The 18,855-nt window shown below is 64.7% G+C and carries 13 protein-coding genes and 3 pseudogenes; 6 read left to right on the forward strand and 10 right to left on the reverse strand.

Annotated elements, in window-relative coordinates:
* Positions 1–101: 101 nt before the first annotated feature.
* The 4 genes from H3H55_RS35460 to H3H55_RS35475 form a co-directional block, all read right to left on the reverse strand.
* The gene (locus tag H3H55_RS35460; RefSeq protein ID WP_193103123.1) at positions 102–962 is read right to left on the reverse strand and encodes a transporter substrate-binding domain-containing protein; all 861 of its coding nucleotides are present in this window, start codon (positions 960–962) and stop codon (positions 102–104) included.
* Positions 963–1,550: 588 nt separating this feature from the next.
* Positions 1,551–2,549, reverse strand: coding sequence for an ABC transporter substrate-binding protein (locus tag H3H55_RS35465; RefSeq protein ID WP_193102816.1), 999 nt, complete (start codon positions 2,547–2,549; stop codon positions 1,551–1,553).
* Between the two features lie 41 nt (positions 2,550–2,590).
* A complete protein-coding gene (locus H3H55_RS35470) occupies positions 2,591–2,935 on the reverse strand; it encodes a DUF3088 domain-containing protein (protein ID WP_193102817.1) in 345 nt (114 codons plus the stop codon).
* 105 nt (positions 2,936–3,040) lie between these two features.
* Positions 3,041–3,424, reverse strand: a complete 384-nt coding sequence (locus H3H55_RS35475) for a hypothetical protein (RefSeq protein ID WP_193102818.1) — start codon at positions 3,422–3,424, stop codon at positions 3,041–3,043.
* Between H3H55_RS35475 and H3H55_RS35480 the strand changes: the two genes are divergently transcribed.
* Both H3H55_RS35480 and H3H55_RS35485 read left to right on the forward strand, forming a co-directional pair.
* On the forward strand, positions 3,423–4,607 hold the full coding sequence (locus tag H3H55_RS35480) for a porin (RefSeq protein WP_193102819.1): 1,185 nt from the start codon (positions 3,423–3,425) through the stop codon (positions 4,605–4,607). The genes H3H55_RS35475 and H3H55_RS35480 overlap by 2 nt on opposite strands.
* 276 nt (positions 4,608–4,883) lie before the next feature.
* Complete coding sequence (locus H3H55_RS35485; RefSeq protein WP_193102820.1) at positions 4,884–6,071, forward strand: LLM class flavin-dependent oxidoreductase; 1,188 nt, start codon at positions 4,884–4,886, stop codon at positions 6,069–6,071.
* 2 nt (positions 6,072–6,073) lie between these two features.
* Here H3H55_RS35485 and H3H55_RS35490 read toward each other — a convergent pair whose 3' ends face one another.
* The 3 genes from H3H55_RS35490 to H3H55_RS35500 form a co-directional block, all read right to left on the reverse strand.
* Entirely contained in the window at positions 6,074–7,435 is a 1,362-nt protein-coding gene (locus H3H55_RS35490; RefSeq protein WP_193102821.1) for an LLM class flavin-dependent oxidoreductase, read from the reverse strand.
* 71 nt (positions 7,436–7,506) lie between these two features.
* Positions 7,507–8,724 carry an acyl-CoA dehydrogenase family protein gene (locus H3H55_RS35495; protein ID WP_193102822.1) on the reverse strand — a complete coding sequence of 406 codons (1,218 nt, stop codon included), beginning with the start codon at positions 8,722–8,724 and terminating at the stop codon, positions 7,507–7,509.
* A gap of 531 nt (positions 8,725–9,255) precedes the next feature.
* Positions 9,256–10,830, reverse strand: coding sequence for a S8 family peptidase (locus H3H55_RS35500; protein ID WP_193103124.1), 1,575 nt, complete (start codon positions 10,828–10,830; stop codon positions 9,256–9,258).
* Between the two features lie 186 nt (positions 10,831–11,016).
* On the opposite strand from H3H55_RS35500, the pseudogene H3H55_RS35505 reads away from it, so the two are divergent.
* Positions 11,017–11,593 (forward strand): annotated as a pseudogene (locus H3H55_RS35505) (DDE-type integrase/transposase/recombinase).
* A 1,065-nt stretch (positions 11,594–12,658) separates the two neighbouring features.
* On the opposite strand, the pseudogene H3H55_RS37510 reads toward H3H55_RS35505, so the two are convergent.
* Positions 12,659–13,553, reverse strand: a pseudogene (locus tag H3H55_RS37510) (S10 family serine carboxypeptidase-like protein); the annotation flags it as partial.
* Between the two features lie 566 nt (positions 13,554–14,119).
* On the opposite strand from H3H55_RS37510, the pseudogene H3H55_RS35515 reads away from it, so the two are divergent.
* A pseudogene (locus tag H3H55_RS35515) lies at positions 14,120–14,581 on the forward strand (DDE-type integrase/transposase/recombinase); the annotation flags it as partial.
* A 39-nt stretch (positions 14,582–14,620) separates the two neighbouring features.
* On the opposite strand, the gene H3H55_RS35520 reads toward H3H55_RS35515, so the two are convergent.
* Positions 14,621–15,550: a TauD/TfdA dioxygenase family protein gene (locus H3H55_RS35520; protein ID WP_193102823.1), complete on the reverse strand. Its 930-nt coding sequence runs from the start codon at positions 15,548–15,550 to the stop codon at positions 14,621–14,623.
* A gap of 167 nt (positions 15,551–15,717) precedes the next feature.
* Positions 15,718–16,953, reverse strand: a complete 1,236-nt coding sequence (locus H3H55_RS35525) for a DKNYY domain-containing protein (protein WP_193102824.1) — start codon at positions 16,951–16,953, stop codon at positions 15,718–15,720.
* Between the two features lie 291 nt (positions 16,954–17,244).
* Here H3H55_RS35525 and H3H55_RS35530 point away from each other — a divergent pair, with 291 nt between their 5' ends.
* Together H3H55_RS35530 and H3H55_RS35535 are read left to right on the forward strand one after the other, a co-directional pair.
* Positions 17,245–17,529 (forward strand): helix-turn-helix domain-containing protein, encoded by a 285-nt coding sequence (locus H3H55_RS35530; RefSeq protein ID WP_193102825.1) that lies wholly within the window; start codon positions 17,245–17,247, stop codon positions 17,527–17,529.
* Positions 17,519–18,823, forward strand: a complete 1,305-nt coding sequence (locus H3H55_RS35535; RefSeq protein ID WP_193102826.1) for a HipA domain-containing protein — start codon at positions 17,519–17,521, stop codon at positions 18,821–18,823. Before H3H55_RS35530 ends, H3H55_RS35535 begins: the two co-directional genes overlap by 11 nt.
* The last annotated feature ends 32 nt before the right edge of the window (positions 18,824–18,855 follow it).

Consider the following 18,855-nt stretch of genomic DNA (forward strand, 5'->3'; position numbering starts at 1 on the left):
GCGTGCCTCCCGGCAAGCGTTGAGTGAATCGGCAGGATGCGCGCCGCCGCGCGTCGCGGAGTCGTTGCGTGTCGCTTACGCGGCGGCTGCCGGACGTGCGCTTACGGCGTGACGTCGGTCTTGAACCACTTGTCGGCGAGTTTCTTCACGGTTCCGTCTGCAAGCGCCGCGGCGATCGCCGCATCGAACTTCGTCTTCAGGTCGGCGTCCTGCTTGCGGAATGCGAGACCTTCGCCCGGCCCCCAGATCGGCCCGCCGAGCTTCGGGCCCGCAAGCACGATCGACGCGTTTTCCTTTTTCTCGATGTTCGCCGCGTAGTACGTGACGTCGTCAAACGACGCATCGATGCGACCGGCGACGAGGTCGAGATCGCGCTCGGGCGAGGTCTTGTACACGCGGATCGACGCGATGTCCTTGAAGCTGTCGTTGATGAATTTCGTATAGACGGTGCCCGACTGGATGCCGATCGTCTTGCCCTTCAGCTGCTTGCGCAGCACGTCGACGGTCGGCTTGTCGGCGTTCGCGTCACCGGTCAGCTTGACGGCCGGTGCACCGGGTGCAGCCTTCGGGATGATCTTCGTGTCGGTGACGGCGAACGTCGCCGGCGTGGCCGCATAGGGGCGCGAGAACAGCAGGATCTTCTCGCGCTCCGGCGTGATCGAGATCGCATCCATCAGGACATCGAACTTGCCGGCCTGCAGGCCGGGAATCATCCCGTCCCAGTCCTGCGCGACCATGTTGCACTGGACCTTGATCCGGCCGCAGACATTCGCGAGCAGTTCCGGCTCGAAGCCGCCGAGTTTGCCGCCCGGCAGCGTGAGGTTCCACGGCGCGTAGCCGCCTTCGAGCGCCACCGTCACCGTCTTCCACTCCTTCGCCTGCGCCGGCGCGGCGAGCGTTGCCGCCGCGGCCGCGATGACGCCGATCGTCTTGACTGCCCACTTGATGCGCTTGCCGTTCACGAGATTTCTCCTTGCGTTGAAGTTCGTCATCCCTTCGGTCATGCAAGCCGCCTCAGGAATTTGTCTATACAAGCATGCAAGAAGAAAAACGGCAGGACAAGCGTCGACAATAAAAATCGACGTAAACGCGGGAAATCCCTTAATTACAGGCCTCCGGCGTGCCTCGTTGCGGGGAATCCGGGCACGCATTTGGTGCAACAGACCTAGACGAATCGCAAGGATGACTAGACAAATTTAGAATTGGATTATTGTGCGCTTGCCACTCGACACGCGGAGACAAGCCTGTTTGGCTGACCGGCATTGCGTCTGCGGATTGGATATCCGGTCGATGTTCGATCGAGTATTTCGACCTCGCCAGCCTCAACCTGCCGACGATCCTGCTGTCGCCGCTCCACGGGGGCTGGCGCTACGAACGGTTGCCGACGGTGACGCCGTGGTATCCCAGTGTCCGCATCGTTCGGCAGCCGGCAATCGGCGCGTGGGATGCAATGGTCGCCGATGCCCGGTGAATACTCGACGGATGGTGTCGAACCGGCAGGTTCGTATGAGCGTCACCCCCAGTCGCCACATCCCACTCTCAACATAACCTCACGCCGACGCCACCAGCGCGTTGAACGACGTATCCCACAGCGGCGCGACATTGGCCGGCCCGTCCAGCACGCCGATCCGGGCGAACACGTCCGCGACCTGCTGATGCTGCGCAACCACGTCGGGCGTCACCGGCAGCAGCGCATAGTCTTCGCTGCGCTGCTCGAACATCGCGACGAGATCGGCAACCGGCACGCGCGTCTCGCGGTTCTGCACGAGCGCATAGTCATGAAAATGCCCATTCGCCCACGCATACGCACGCCGAAACCGCAGCAACAGGTCGCCGGTCGCCGCACGACGACGCGCATCGTCGAGCGTGCGGGGATTCGCGTAGACCGGGAAATTACCCGACAGATAACCCTTCCCCGTCTTCAGCACGCGCGCGCCGTAGCGATTGCGCGCGAGCTGGCCGTTGTAGCCGTAGATCGCCCATGCATCGATGTCGCCGCGGTCGTACGCGGACAATCCGTCGGTGGGCGACAGGTTGATCGGCTGGATGTCGTCGAAGCTCAGGCCCGCCTCCGCAAGCTGGCGATACAGGAAATAGTGCGACGTCGTCGCGCGCACGTAGCCGACCCGCTTGCCCTTCAGGTCCGCGATGCTGCGGATCGGCGTGTCCTTGCGCGCAAGCGTGACCTGGTTGTTCAGGTCTTCGCGGGCACGGGAGATGAACCGGACATTCGCTTTCTGACGCGCGGCGAACACGGCCGGAATCTCGCTGCCCGAGCCGATATCGAGCGCATCCGCATTGAGCGCCTCGATGTGCAGCATGCCGTTGTTCAGTTCGCGCCAGTCGATCCGGTATGGCGTGTCGCCGAGCCCGGCTGCCTGCAACAGCGCGCGCCAGCCGCCCTTGTAGGTCGCGACGCGCAACGTCGTGCCAGCGAGATCGGCGTTGATGGCCGGCGCGGCAAACGCGGCCCGCATGGCCGCGAGGGCCGACACGACGGCGGCGCCGGCGAGCAGCAGGCGGCGGCGTGCCGCCGAAATTGACGACATCGGATGCTCCTGTCGATCAGATGAGAAGTTGAACCGACGCGTCAATGCAGCGCCGGAAATCCGTGGCGCTCGGCCAGCAGTTCGAGGATGCGGCGCGCATCGGTGACGAAGCGCACGTCGCCGAGCGTCTGCGCATCGTTCGGCACCGGCTGATCGCGGCCGAGCACGAGCACCGGCAGGCCCTGGTGCGCCTCGTCGAGTGCTTCGATCACCGTATGCCGCGGCCGCTCGAACCCGACGCGCTTCACGTCGAGGCGGCCGGCGCGATCGGGCGCGCTCGCCAGCAGCCCTTCGATCGACAGTCCGTGCGGACAGACGAAACGTTGCCCCGGATGCTTCGGATCGGCAAAGCCCGGTTCCAGCAGAAACAGCACATCGCGACTCATGTCAAACGGCTCCCGTGTTCGTTGTTCAGCCGGGACGAATGCGCGCTTGCGCGCCCTCCTGTTCCCGGAGCATGCCGGCCCGCGACCGGATGCCCGACTCTACCGTCATGCCTCGCCCGGCCCTACCAACGTTTTGCGGAATCGATATGCGGGTGCGCGTAGCGCATCGGCCGCGCGCCGCACAGAGGGTCGTTGCGTAAATGCATCGCGCACCGAAGGGCATGTATTGCGCACATCGAACGATTTCACCGATCGATATGACGGCGATCGCGCATTTCCGGCGGTCGACGTTCGCCGTCGGTGCGATGCGTTCGCCGCAGCATGCGTGCCGGATGCGATGACGACGCACATGCCGGGCTTGCGGCATTGCACATTGCAAATCGGCCGAGCATCGATTTGCAAACCACGGATCGGCCGTTCATCGGAGTGCCCGTCGTCAATAGCATCGGGATCCTCGCAGACGTACCCATAAAAACAGAGGATGGTCATGATCAAGAAATCGGTAGTCCTGGGTTTGGTTTCGATCGGTTCGGTCAGCGCGCAGGCGCAGAGTTCGGTCACGTTGTACGGCGTCGTCGATGCCGGTATCGCCTATACGAACAACCAGGGCGGCGCCAGCAACATCCAGCAGACGAGCGGCAAGCTGAGCGGCAGCCGCTGGGGCCTGAAAGGCGCGGAAGATCTCGGTGGTGGCGTGCAGGCAGTCTTCACGCTCGAAAGCGGGTTCCGTCCGAGCGACGGCGGGCTCGGCCAGGGCGGCCGCCTGTTCGGCCGCTCCGCATACGTGGGCCTGAGCAAGAGCGGCATCGGCACGCTGACGCTCGGCCGCCAGTACGAGCCGATCACCGATCTGGTCGCGCAGTACTCGGGGTCCGGCTTCTGGTCGCCGGCCACCCATGTGGGCGACAACGACAACATGAACCAGAGCTTCCGGCTGAACAACGCGGTGAAGTTCCGCAGCGACACGATCGCCGGCTTCACGGCCGACCTGCTCTATGCGTTCAGCAACCAGGCGAACGGCGGCGCGGGCACGGGGTTCTCGAACAACAACGCATGGGGCGTGTCGGCGAACTACGTGAACGGCCCGCTGTCGTTCGGTGGCGGTTACGTGCGGTTCAATCATCCGAATGCGACGTCGAATACGAGCGGCGCGGTGGGCGGTGCGACCTCGACCACCGGCAACGACTACAGCGGCGCGTTTTTCTACGGGCTGAACGGCGGCGTGCTCAAGCAGCAGATCGGCGCCCTGGGCGCGAACTACGCGCTCGGCCGCGCGACGCTCGGCTTCGCGTGGAGCCACACGCAGCTCGACTACGTCGACGGCTCGTCGCGCAAGTTCAACAACTACGACGTGAACGCGCGCTACCAGATCACGCCGGCAGCCACGCTGATCGGCGTCTACACGTTCACCGACGGGCGCGCGAGCGGCCTGCCGGGCACCGGCGGCCAGACGCTGAAGCCGCGCTGGCACCAGTTCACGCTCGGTTTCGACTACGCGTTGTCGAAGCGCACCGATCTCTACCTGTCCGGCATCTACCAGCTCGCGGCCGGCGACCCGAGCACGGCAACGGCCGGCGGCTATCGCGCGGTCGCGGCGATCTCGAATATCGGCAGCGCATCGTCGACGAACCGCCAGGTCGCGGTCGTCAGCGGGCTGCGCGTGAAGTTCTGACGGCACGCGCGGCGGGCGCGGCGCAACAGGCACGACAAGCAAAGCGGGAATCGTTGTTTACCGCGTCGCGCCCGGTTGCCGAGAATGTCCGTTTCCCCGCGTGCAGCCCTGCGCGCGATACGCGTCCGACCATGACCGACTTCCGTTTCCGTCCCCGTCCGCCGCGGCCGGAACATCAGGCATCGCCCCCGGCCGAACTGCCGCCACGCGTGCGAGTCGTTGTCGTGCGGCTTCGATTACGGCATCGATGCGCGCACTCCCCGCAAGGAACCCATCATGAGCGACACCTCCCTCGCCGCCCCCGTCGCGCCGTCGCCGTTCGTCGACGTCCGCTCGCCGGCGGATTTTCCCGACAGCCCCGTCTCGCGCGTGCTTGCGCAGCCGCTGATGCTCGGGCTGTTCCTGCCGATCCAGGCCGGCGGCTGGAGCGCGTCGACGCTGCCGCGCTCAACCGACTGGACGTTCGACTACAACGCCGAACTGGTCGCCCGCGCCGAGGCGCTCGACTTCGATCTCGTGTTCGCGCTGTCGCAGTGGCTGCCGAAAGGCGGCTACGGCGGCGTGTTCGATGGTCACGCGCTCGATTCGTTCATGACGCTGGCCGCGCTGACCGCACGTACCGAGCGGATCATTCTCGTCGCGACGAGCCACGTGCTCTACGGGCCGTGGCATCCGCTGCATTTTGCGAAATTCACCGCGACGCTCGATCACATCTCGCGCGGGCGCTGGGGGATCAACGTCGTGACCGGCCACCGCGCGATCGAGCACGAGATGTTCGGCTGGAACCGGATCGAGCACGACCGGCGCTACGACATGGCCGCCGAATTCCTCGATGCGGTCCAGCAGTTGTGGGCGCAACCGGACAATTTCAGCTATACGCCCGCGCTGTCGAGCTGGCGCCTGGGCGGCGCCTTCGTGACGCCGAAGCCGCGCTACGGCCGCCCGCTGCTGATCAACGCGACCGGATCCGACGCGGGTATCGATTTCGCGGCACGCTATTCGGACATCGTGTTCGTCACGAGCCCGGCCGGCCCCGACGCCGAACGCGCGCTCGACGCGCTGCCCGCGCATACCGCCCGCGTGAAGGCCGCCGCCGCGGCGCGCGGCCGGACGATCCGCACGCTGCTCAATCCGCTCGTGATCTGCCGCGAGACAGCGGCCGAAGCGCGCGCGTACCGCGACGCGATCGTCGCGCATGCGGACGAAGGCAGCTTCCACCGCTTCGACAGCGACGCACATGCGTGGCGCGGCGGCTTCGAGCAGCGTTCTCAGGCCGCCGCACGCGCGATCGGCGGCAATATCTCGATCACGGGCTCGCCCGACGAAGTCGCCGATACCATCGTGCGGCTGCACCGCGCGGGCATCGACGGTATCCAGCTGAGCTTCTACGACTTCAAGCCCGATCTCGACTTCTTCGGCGAGCGCGTGCTGCCGCTGCTGCGCGACGCGGGCTTGCGGCGCTGACGTCAGGCGGCCGCTGCGTCGCGCGCCGCAGCGACGCCACGCACCGGCCGCCGCAACCCGAGATGCTCGCGCAGCGTATGGCCGACATAGTCGCTGCGAAACAGCCCGCGGCGGCGCAACTCGGGCAGCACCAGCGCGATGAAATCGTCGAGCCCGCCGGGCAGCGTCGGCGCCATTACGTTGTAGCCGTCCGCGCCGTAGCGCACGAACCGCTCCTCGAGCTGGTCGACGATCTGCTCCGGCGTGCCGACGAGTTGCCAATGGCCGCGCGCGCCGGCGATACGCAGGTAGAGCTCGCGGATCGTCAGGTTCTCGCGGCGCGCGAGCTCGATCGTGAGTGCCTGACGGCTCTTGCTTGCATTGGTTTCCGGCAGCGGCGGAATCGGGCCGTCGAGCGGATACGCGGACAGGTCGAACCCGCCCGTGAGACCCGACACGAGCGCGAGCCCGACCTTCGGGTCGATCAGCGACTGCAGCGCGTCGAATTTCTCCTTCGCTTCGCTTTCGGTGCGGCCCACGACCGGAAAGACGCCGGGCATGATCTTCAGCGAGTCGGGGTCGCGGCCGAACGCCGCGAGCTGACCCTTCACGTCCGCATAAAACGCAACCGCGTCGTCGAGCGTCTGCTGCGCGGTGAAGATCACCTCCGCCGTGCGCGCGGCCAGCTGCGTGCCGGCTGGCGACGACCCGGCCTGCACGACGACCGGATGCCCCTGCGGCGGCCGTGCGACGTTCAGCGGCCCGCGAACCTGGAAGAAGCGGCCGCGATGGTCGAGCACATGGCGCTTCTCCGGATCGAAGAAGCGGCCGGATGCGCGATCGCGCACGAACGCGTCGTCGTCCCAGCTATCCCACAGGCCGCGCACGACGTCGGCGAATTCCTCGGCGCGCGCATAGCGTTCCGCATGATCGAAATGCGCGTCGCGATTGAAGTTGCGCGCCTCGTGCGCGCTCGACGACGTGACGAGGTTCCAGCCCGCGCGGCCGCCACTGATGTGGTCGAGCGACGCGAACTTGCGCGCGATGTGGAACGGTTCGTTGAAACTCGTCGACGCGGTGCCGACGAGGCCGATCCGTTCGGTGACGGCCGCGAGCGCCGACAGCAACGTCAGCGGCTCGAACTGCGCAACGTAGCTGTGCGCGGTGCGGCTCAGGAATTCGACGTCGTCGCCGCGCGTACCCACACCGTCGGCGAGGAAGAGTAGATCGAACTTCGCGGCCTCGGCCACCTGCGCGAGCCGCGCGTAGTGACGAAAATCGACGCCCGCGTCGGCCTGCGACCCGGGATGGCGCCACGCGGCGATGTGATGACCGGTCGGATACAGGAATGCGCCGAGATGCAGGTGGCCGGTGCGGGTCGTCATGAGAGGGGTTCCCGGAAAGGAGGCTGCACGCGGCAGGCGATCGTCGTTGCCGCCGGACCGGTGCGGCCGGGTCAGAACACGCGCCCTTCGGTCAGGTGCGTCGTCACGCCGTTCAACTCGTAATCGCCGATCACACGCGCCTTGTGCAGCAGCGGGTTGTGGCTGAAGATCGTGCGCAGGTTGCGCCAGTGCCGGTCGAGGTTGTGCTCGCGCGCGGTCGCGGACGCGCCGCCGACTTCGAACAGCCGCTCGGCCGCATGCAGCGCGAGCTTGCTGACGATCAGCTGCGTGCGCGCGGTCGCAAGCGCGCTGTCGAGCACGAGCGTGTGCGCGTCGGCCTCCGCCGCTGCGATCGCCTCGGCGGAGCGGTCGAGCGCCCGCGCGTTTTCTCGCACGAGCGCATCGATCGCGTGACTGTGCGCGGACAGTTCGCCGACGATCTGCTGGATGAAATGATCGTCGCGTGCGGTCGGCGCCGGGCTGTGCAGCGCCGGGCGGCCGTGCGCGAGCACGTAGCGGCGCGCGTCGGCCACTACGTTGCGCACGATCCCCGCGCCGGTCGCGACGAGATGAAGCTGCCGCAGCGCGCCGCAATGGCGGCCGACGAGTGACGCGCCGTCGCGCGCGGCCACTTCGTCCGCGAACACCTGCACATCGTCGAGCAGCAGGCTGCCGCTCGCGGTCATGCGCTGGCCCATTCCGTCCCAGTCGTCGAGCACCTGCACGCCGTCGCGCGCGACGGGAATGATCACGGCGAGTGCGTCGCCCTGCTCGTTCTCCACGTTGATGCGCGCGAAATCGGCAAATGCGGTGCCCGTCGAATAGTATTTGCGGCCCGTCACGCGATGGTGATCGCCGTCCCGGCGCAGCACGGTCGTGTTCTCGCCCGGCCGCGACGTGCCGCGCTCGGTCGACGCGCCGCCGAAGATCGCGCCGGCCAGCGCGCGTTCGAGCTGCACGTCGTTGAACGGCGTGCGTGGCGACAGCCGCAACGTCTCGGTCATGTCGTAGTGAATGCGCAGCGCGTGCGCAAGATTCGAGTCGGCGGCGGCCAGCGTCGCGATCGTGTCGAACAGATCGACCAGCGTGCCGCCGAGGCCGCCGCGTTCCACCGGAATTCGCAGCACGCCCAGCGCCGAGCGCCGGAAGATCGCGAAGCCCTCGAACGGCAGCTCGCGGCGCGCTTCGCGTTGCGCGGCATCCTGCCCGATCGTTTTCGCGAGATCGGGCAGTGCGGCGAGCGCGTCGCGCAACGCGTCGCGCGGATCGACGGCATCACGGGCAGTCATTCGGCGGTTCCTTATGCGAGAAGATCGGGAGCGTCACTGCGTGGCGCGATCACGGCATCCGCGACACGGCGCACGCGCAGCACGGCAAAGTATAGGGACGCACCCGACGCGCGTGAAAAACCGATTTCAGCTTTCGTTATGCGTGCACCGGGAATGGTCGCGCACCATCGCGTCAGTGCTGGGGGGCCCTCAAGAAACGGGTTTTTCGTACGCTAAGACGGCCCGGCCGATTTTCTGTGGTGCAAGGACCGGAATCGTCCCTTGGCAACGCGTTTGTTGGCATGCCACACATCATCACCGGTCAGATTGATGTGGTTCCAGCCGAGCGGTGGAGCAGCCCCTTGAAACACGGACATAGCCTCTCGCTTAAACCAGCGGGTAGCCTGTTGCGTGAGGCGTGGCGTGTTGGTCGTCGTCATGATCGGTCGACGGTGCAGCGAGATCGGGTCGAGATATCAATCTCCGCCGATATCATGTCTCCCCGCAACCCTGACGACGACCGTCGACACGCCATGCGCGCCAGCCTCCCGGTCAGTCTCGAGCGGCGGCTGCCACCGCGGCGGCAGCGTCCAGAATGCCGGCACCGGCGGGGCGCGCGCGGCACGACTGCACCGCCCCGCCGACAGCAGGTCGGGCTGTCTGCTTGAGGATCTCGGCGATCCGGCGCGGCGTGAGCGTCGGATTGACAGTAAGCATTAGCGAGACCACACCCGTTACCTGTGGCGCCGCCATGCTTGTTCCGCTGTCCGCGCTAACGGTATCTTTCTGCGGACTGGTTGAACCCGTATTCGAGGTCGACAGGACGTTGGCGCCGGGCGCGCTTAGCAGTACGTCCGCACCGAAATTGCTGTCCCACGCACGGCGACCGGTGTTGTCCGTTGAACCCACCGCGATCACACCCCGGCAATTCGCAGGACGGTCCAGGCCGAATTGATTCCCCTCGTTGCCGGCCGCCACGACAACAGTTGTGCCTCGTGCGACCACGTCGTCTATCGCGCGTTGCATCTCGTCACCACACCGCCCTTTCCCGCCGAGACTGAGATTGATCACCTTGGCCGGCGTAGGGTTCGCAGGCGCGCCCGGCACGTCGATTCCAGCAGCCCAGCGAAGTCCGTCGATGACATCGCTCGTCGGGCCGCCACACTTCCCCAGCACCCGGACAGGCAAGATTTTGCCGTACCAGTTGACCCCTGCGATACCCATACCGTTGTTGGCCGTGGCGCCAATCAATCCCGCGACTTTCGTCCCGTGCCAGGTACTTGCCCGAGGATCGCAGTTGTAGAACCGGCTCGACCGGTCGGCCGCTTCTTCACGCGTGACCCAATTGCCCGGATCGATCGCATCGGGCCCGCGCGCGTGCCCGTTGTTACCGATCGCAATGCTCGTGAGGAAGTCATAGCCCGGTAGTAGATTCGTGACGAGATCCGCGTGCGGCACATATCCGGTGTCCAGGACCGCGGTCACCACTGTGGGCGCTCCCGTCGTGATGTCCCAGGCTGCCGGGAGGTTGATGCCGACGGTGGGACTCGAGAGATTCCATTGCTGGGCATAGTCCGGATCCGTTGGTACCGAACGGACGTTCATCATCTCGTCCGCTTCCGCGCCGGCCACATCCGGGTCCGCGGCGTACGCTTCGACAAGCGCTTCCAGCTTAGCGGCAGGGATGATCCGGTCGAACGCAACCAGCGCAGTCGAGGCCGAAAGCATTCGCTCGATATGTGGGCGGTCGGCCCCATCCACAGCCGCAAAGATCCGCCCGCCAGCGCCCTGCTTGCCCGTCGCCGCGGCGACTCGATCAATCACGGCCGCAATTCGTCGCTCCGGAGTAACGGCGGCCATCGCTCGCCCAGCAAGGGCGACGGTTTCGAATGGCGACAGCCTTACGATCACGCCTGCCGCACCTTGGCCCCCAGTGGACGAACTCGGTGCCGTCGCCACCTTTGTACCGGAAGTACTGCAGTCCGTGTTATCGGTTGTCGTTGCCGGCGGAGTTGGCTTGTTGCTCGTGCCGCCGACAACTGCCGGCGGCACGGTTGAAACATTCGGCGGCTGGCCTCCCCCGCCATCCCCACCACCGCAACCCGTGAGCGTACTAACGACTGCAATAAGGAATACTGACAATCTTGCGTCTGCAAAGAACTTCATAGAGATCCACGTATCGTGTTGGCGAAGCATGGCCCCTTCGCCTGGATCACGATTAATTATAGTTACGGTATTTCGACTGGTATCCACAAACGTATATCGAATTACGGAATTACAACGTTACTGGAGGTGATCGCGCAGGATGACGGAATAACGAATGGCAAATCACTCTACCTCGGACACCGGTTCCCGGCGGTAGTCATCAGCTGCGCCGTACGCTGGTATTACCGCATCCAACTCAGCCTGCGCGGCGAGTCTTGGCTGCGCTGGCGCGCGGTTGACGAGCATGGCGCAGAGCTCGACATCCGTTGCAGAAACGGCGAGACACGGCGGCGGCCAAACGCTTCTTCCAGCGCGTGCTGCGTTCCTAGCCAGCGCCGCGCAAGATCGTCACCGACCAACTGCACAGCTACCCCGCCGCAAAAGCAGAAATCCCGGAGCCCGCGTGAACAACCGCGCCGAGAACAGTCATCAGCCGCCCCGCGAACGCGAGCGACGCATGCGAGGATTTCGCGACCCGAAGCCCACTCAGGCTTTCCTCGCGAGCTTCGGACCGATCCGCCAGCGTTTCGCCTTGAAGCGGCATCTGCTGCGCGCCTCCCTTTATCGCAAACACCTTGCCGCACGCTTCTCGACGTGGTGTGAATTCACCGAAGTCACCCGGAATCCGTCTGCAGCACGAAACATACAGGCTGCTCTCACGCTTCTTGCGAACATAGTCCGCTAACGTGACAGCCCGATTAACGTGACAATGCCGGTCGCAATACGCGAACGAGAATATGACCCACGATGCAATGCCAAGGGCCGGTGACATGCCAGCCCTTGGCGGTCGTCTTGCTCGTTTTCATGCAAACCGCCTGCGCTGCGCGCCGGGGCTTCTCAAGCCATCGCGAGCTGGTCTAACGCTGCAGCTTCATGATGCGGCCCATCGCAGCCTTATCGGAACCGACGTTCTGGAAAAACTGCAGGAGGTCGTTGCGCAGCGCCGTCCGCGATTCAGAGTCTAGATAAATCATGTGCCCGGACGGATATTCCTTGATCTGCAGGTTCTTCCGCAGCGCCGGATCGAGCTTCATGTTCTGCAGGTCGAGGCGCGTCTGATACCACGGCGTGACGTCATCGTAGTAGCCGCTGGCTTGGAACACCTTCAGATCCGGGTTGATGCTCATGATCGCAGCAAGATCGGTCACGGTATTCAGATTGCCGCGGCCGACCGAGGTCTTGCCGGTCGGATCCTTATGCGTCCAGTCCCACGTCACTGCCGTAATGCCCGTGAACGTCGAATTCGACGTGTACTTCAGTTCCTCATTCAGATACACGTTCCACGCGGCGATATAAACGCCGTTGGTCGCACGGTCGAACGCATCGTTGTTGATGAGGGTGATGTCTGCTGCCACGCCGAGATTCGTCGCTGTTACGCGACCGTCGTACGCGCCGACGCTGCGGTTCGGAACCAGGTTGCGTTGGAACACGTCCGAATCAACCATCAGCTTCGCATGGGTGACAAGCGTCTTGTCGATGCCGATGTATTGCGCGACGCGTTGCGCGGCGGCGTCGCTCGGTGCCGGCAACTGGTCGACCTTGTCGTAGGCATCAAAGTAGGCCTGCGTCTTCTGCGACAGCACGTCCGCGTTCGGCTGCTTCTGGAAGAAGCCGATAATGTCAGACCACTTCATGCTCGACGGGCTGCCCGCCGCAGCGAACGCCTGATCAATCGCGGCCGAGAAGACCGGGTCGTTGCGTGCGGCTGTTTTCGCAGCCTGCGCGGACATTGCGTCCTTCGCGAGCGCTGCATAGTCTCCGGATGCGAACTTGGTCACGTCGTCCATCACGCCCGCGAGCGTGGTGGCGCTCGTCGGTGCGCTGAATTTTTTGTGATACCACGCGTCGGCAGCATAAGTCGGCAGGAGGCCGATTGGGTTGTCGCTCTGACGGAAATCAAGAATCGACGACTGCAGCACGACACCGTTCAGATCTACCCCGTCGCCATGCAGCGCATTAGCGAGCACAGCCGTGCGCGGAGTGCCGTACGATTCGCCATACAGGAATTTCGGTGAATTCCAGCGTTGGTTCGCGGTGAGGTAGCGCTTGATGAACTGCGTGAGCGATGTCGCATCCTTATCGACGCCCCAAAAGTCTTTGTTCTTCGCCGGGGCAATCGCGGTCGAATAGCCAGTTCCGACCGGATTGATGAAGACGAGATCGGTCTTGTCAAGCAGGCTATCGGGATTCGTCTCAATCGTATACGGCGCCGGGGGCGTGTAGTCCGGCATCGACGTCTTGATCCGTTTCGGTGCGTACGAGCCGAGCAGTAGCCACACGGAGGCGGAGCCCGGGCCGCCGTTGTAGAAGAACGTGACGGGCCGCGAACTGGCCTTCTTGCCGTCCGCGGTATAGGCGACGTAAAACACTTTCGCGTTCGGCTGCGAGCTACCGGGGTCGGTGGTCACCAGATGGCCTGCCGTCGCCGTGTACTGAATCGATTGGCCGTTGACCGTGACGACGTGGTGCGTGACCGCGCCGTCTTCGTTCGCGTCTGTGATCGAATCGTCGGCGCGATTGCCATACGCAACCGGATCGTTGTATGGCTTGTCGGCCGCCAGCGCGGTCGTAGCGGGCGGCGTTTGCGTCGTCGCAGCCGCGACCGCGGGCGATCCGTCGTCTCCGCCACAACCCGTCATCAACATAGCGCTAAGCGAAATCGCCAGCGGTAGCACGAAGCAGCGCCGATAGTGGATCGGCATATCCCCACCGTTCTTCGTCATTCCGTTGCTTTTCATAATTATCCTTAATTTTTAGTTTAGTAATTCTAAATAAACAATATAAAGGATTACATTGCCGACACAGTAATGATTGGTAATTTCGGCAGTGAATGAAATGGCATCAAAAATGACCAGTCAAATCAAATGACAAATATACACAGGCGACGCAATTCAGAATATGACTAGTCAGAAAAAACGACAAATCTATACAGTTAGCGCTGTCCAGTGGCGGATGAGCATGGACGAGCCGTCCGAAGTCGATCCTGGTCGCGTCTTGCGCTCTGTAAAATTTACGGGGAGTTGGCGTCAAGATGACGACGTGAAGAAGACAAAATCTCTTTATTTCGCTCTCCGTAGTACGTCATCGAATATCCGCCGCCGGAAAGTTCTTCGCGCTGGTACGAAGCGAGCCGCCGCTGCACTATGTCGACGTGCCGCTACTTGACAGGAGCTGAATCCGTGGCCCGTACCTCCACCAAGAAACCGCCGGCCCGGTCGCCCTCCCTCGCGCCGTCGACGAGAACGGTGCCGAACTTGACATCTTGCTGGAGAAGCGGCGCGATAGGGCCGCAGCCAAACGCTTCTTCCTGCGAGTGCTACGCGCCTGCCCCGCGCCGAACAAGATCGTCACCGATCGACTGCGCAGCTATCCGGCGGCCAAGGCCGACATTCCGGAACGCGCGAACGTGAAGGATGTTTTCGTCAAAGCCGCTGCGCGCGTGAACAATTGCGCCGAGAACAGTCATCAGCCCACGCGCGAACGCGAGCGCCGCATGCGTGGCTTTCGACTGCCCGGTCGGACGCAGGCATTTCTGCCGTGCTTCGGCCCGATCCGGCAACACTTCGCGCTCAAGCGCCCTCTGCTGCACGCCTCGCTTTATCGAAAACAACTCGCGGCACGGTTCGAGGCCCCGCGCCGGTTCACCGGTTTGGCCCAAAATCCGTCCACTGCCGTCTGTGACCTGAAGCGGAAGAATGACGCGGCACGCGGCTCAGAAAGGCGCGTCGCCTTCGATCGTCGTGCGGTACAGCTTGCGGCGCAGGTGGTCGGGCGTGCCGGCGGCGAGATGCATCAGCGAACGGTTGTCCCAGAACACGAGATCGTGCGCGCGCCACTGGTGCCGGTACAGGTGCTCGGCACGCACGCTGTGCGCGAACAATGCGTCGAGCAGCGCGCGGCTTTCGTCTTCGGGCAATCCGACGATGCGCGTCGTGAAATGCTCGCTGACGAACAGCGCCTGGCGGCCCGTTTCCGGGTGCGTGCGCACGATCGGATGCACGACCGCGTCGACCTGCGCGATCTGCTCGGGCGACAGGTTCGGCCGCCACGGGCTGCGCGCCTGCAGTTCCGCATAACGCGCGAGATACGTGTGCTCGGCGCGCCGCCCTTCGATCGCGCGGCGCAGATGGACCGGCAGCGTGTCCCATGCAAGATGCATGTTCGCGAACAGGGTATCGCCGCCCTCCGCCGGCAGCTCTTGCGCGTGCAGCAGCGAACCGAGGCTCGGTTTCTCCTTGTACGACAAGTCGGAGTGCCAGAAATGGCCCGCGTCGCCGAGCCCGATCGGCTTGCCGTTCTCGACGATGTTCGACACGATCAGCACCTCCGGATGCCCGGCGAGCGCGAACTGGTGCAGCACGTGGATCTGCAGCGGGCCGAAGCGGCGGCTGAACACGATGTGTTCGTCCGGCGTGATGCGCTGGTCGCGAAACACCAGCACGTGATGGTCGAGATGCGCGCGATGGATGCGCGCGAAACCATCGGCGTCGAGCGGCCGCGACAGGTCGAGGCCGACCACTTCCGCGCCGAGCGGCGCGTCGAACGGAACGATGTCGAAGCGCTGCGCCGCACTGCCCGGCCGCGCGGCGGGCGGATTCCCGGCGGCAAGCCTTGCAGCGTCGCGGATGGCGGTAGTCGTCACGGCACAGCCCCTGATTCGGTCAAAACGCGAATCTACGAGTGCGTGCCGGACTGCGTCAACGAAGCGATTCGGATACGTTTATCTGCTGCGATCATAAAGATCGCTGCTCGGGCATACGCGCGGCAACGGCGGTTGCGCCGAGCACGGAGCCGCGCCGCTCGGGGCCATCACGATTCCGTCGACGGATCCGGTACGCGCACGATGCCTTCCGGATACCGGATATCGATCAGGCCGTCCCGATCGCGGATACCCATCGACGATACGACCTCCACGCTCGCGCGGTCGACGCCTTCGCACACGGCCAGATTCGTGTTGGTCCGGTAGTAGACGCGATGGTCGTCGACCGCAAAGAACCGCGTCAGGAACCGCAGGCTTTTGGCATCGATCCCGGGCAGCGGCTTGCGGTAGTTCTGCCCCCACAGCACGTGGCCGTCATCGTCGATCAGCACGTCGTGGAAAACGCCGCGCGCGGTCTCGACGTCGATGTGCCCCGGCTTGGTCACGATCTTGCCGTCGTAAAGAATCTGCGCGCCGAGCCGCGCATACCGGTAGCCGAGGCCGACCACGCCGGCCGGATCGTCGATGCCGCGCTTGCGCACGCCGGCGCAGAACAGGTGCTTCGCATCCCGCGCATACGCGCCGCCGATAGTCGTCAGGCTGGCGACATCGGCCTTGACCACGGTCAGGTAGCGTTCGCCGAGACCGTAGATATCGGTGCCGAAATAGTAGGCCTGCCGCGAATCGCGATACCAGTCGCTCCCCAGCGATTCCAGCGTCGCGGCATCGCCATCGGCGACGAGCCCGTCACCTTCGTCGTCGTAGCTGAACGCGGCGCCGCTCGCGTAGTAGCGCAGCCCCGACGCGTCGACGGCAAAGTTGTCGACCAGATGCCGAAAACTGCCGAGATCGAAATTGTTGAGCGCACGATACCGATGACCGCTGCCGACGCGTGCCCATACGCGTTCGCCATCGCTGTGGAACGGTCCGCCGAGCGGCGCCAGCGGCTCGGTCCGCGTGTCGCGCCGTTGCCGCGCCTCGGCCTCCTGCTGGCGTTGGGCCTCCTCGGCATCGTAGATCGCCTGCTGCTCCGGCGTGACCGCCGATGCATCCAGATGCTGCTGCAGGTGGAGCGCATGCAACGATTGCACGGTCGCGATACAGAACACCGCATGCGGGATCGAGCGCAGATACAGCGCCCAGTCCTCGTCGTCGCACCGGTAGAACCAGTGCACCGCCTCGCCGTCCCATCCGGCCGGATCCGTGCGGGCCAGCAAAGCGGCCTTGACGTCGCCGACCTTGCCTGGCACGACGAAGGAAATGCTGTAGCCGGTGTCGCCGAAGACTTCGAGGCTGTCGTCCTCGAACAGGCTTCGCATCCGTTTTTCCAGTTCTTGTACGGTCATGGGTTCCAGTCAGGCAAGGGTCGCGCCACGGCATGGCGCATGCGCCGCGGTCATTCTAACCATGTCGACGCGCGCCGCCCCCGTCCCTTTCGGGACGCTCAAAGCGCGTATCCGCCCGAATACGAAAACGCCGTCGACCCCGATTCCATCACATCCGGTTCCCGATCGGGTACGAAACAGCCGATCCATCACCCATTCTTCGTTTTCGTTTCCGTCCGGATACGAATCGACGCCTGCACCCGCGAGTTGTGCAATACTGTTCCCGCTCAGATACGAAGCACGGAGAACGTCATGCCGGAGACCCTGTCCGTCAACACGATCGGCGCACTCGCCAACCTCATCCGCGCGGCGCGGCTCCAGCAGGGGTTCACGCGGGACGAGCTTGCGAACGCCACGGGGCTCTCGCCGAAGTTCATCAGCCAGGTGGAAGCCGGGAAGCCGACCGCGCAGATCGGCAAGGTGCTGCAGTTGCTCGGCGAACTGGGCGTGCACCTGCTCGCGCAGTCGTCCATCGAGATTTCGGCGGAAAACGCGCTCAAGGCCGCTCAACGCCGCAGGAGCCGCCATGGCGACTAGAACGCTGATCGCATCCGCGAACGGGCTGCGCATGGGCACGCTGACCGACGACAAAGGCGTCTGGTCGTTCACGTACGACGCGCAATGGCTGGCCTCGCCGCGCGCGTATCCGCTGTCGCCGGCTTTCGCGCTGCGCGCCGGCGCCTTCACCGACAGCTCGACCGATCGCCCGGTCCAGTGGTTCTTCGACAACCTGCTGCCCGAGGAAGGCATGCGGACGTCGCTCGCACGCGAGGCGAAGGTCGATGCCGCCGACGCGTGGGGCCTGCTCGCATACTTCGGGCGCGAATCGGCCGGCGCGCTCACCTTGCTGGCCGAAGGCGAGCAGGAAGCGGCCGGCAGCATGCAACCGCTTGCGCTCGACGAGCTCGAACGCCGCATCCAGGCGATGCCCGAGCGCGCGCTGACGGCCACCGCGCCCAAGCGCATGTCGGCGGCCGGTGCGCAGCAGAAACTGCTGCTGATCCTGCGCGGCGACGCGCCGGACTACGCGCTGTTCGAACCGGTCGGCAGCGAACCGTCGATGCATCTGCTGAAGCCGGACATGCGCGCCGCCGGCTACCCGCATTCGGCGATCAACGAGTTCTTCTGCATGAAGCTCGCGAAGCGAATGGGCCTCGACGTTCCGGACGTGCATTTTCTGCGCGCGCCGTCCGCGTGCTACGTGATCGACCGTTTCGACCGCGATACCGCAGCGGAGCCGGTCGGACGCCTGCACACGATCGATGCGATGCAGCTGCTCAACTACGATCGCGGCTTCAAATACCAGCGCGCGAACGCGGCAGAACTCGGCCGCGCGATCGCGCAGACCAGCACACGTGCGCTGGCGCGCCTGTCGGTGTTCCGCTGGACGATTTTCAACGTGGTGGTGGGCAATGCCGACGCGCACCTGAAAAACCTGTCGTTCTTCGTCGACGCGCGCGGCTACCGCCTTGCGCCGTTCTACGACATCGTCAGCACGGTCGTCTATCACGCGCCCACGCACCGGCCCGACCATCGCGGCGATCATTGGCCGCACTGCGAACTGACGATGCCGCTCGGCGCGGCGACGCGCTTCTCCGACATCGATACGGGCGCGCTGATCGCATTCGGCAACGCGCTCGGGCTCAAGGAGAAGGCAGCCGAAAACGAGCTTCAGCGTTTTCTCGAACCGCTCGATCGCAGCGTCGCGCAGACGCTCGATGAAGTCCGGGACATCGCGCGCCCCGACGCCGGGGAAATCCGCCTGCTGAACTCGATTGCCGCGATGCCGATCGCGGAAATGAGCCGCGCGCTTCGCCGGACGCAGGGATAGGCGGCTACGATTGCTTGCTGACTCGTGTCGGC

It is taken from the genome of Burkholderia sp. Z1 (genome assembly GCF_014893795.1).
GTDB classification, from domain to species: Bacteria; Pseudomonadota; Gammaproteobacteria; order Burkholderiales; family Burkholderiaceae; genus Burkholderia; species Burkholderia theae.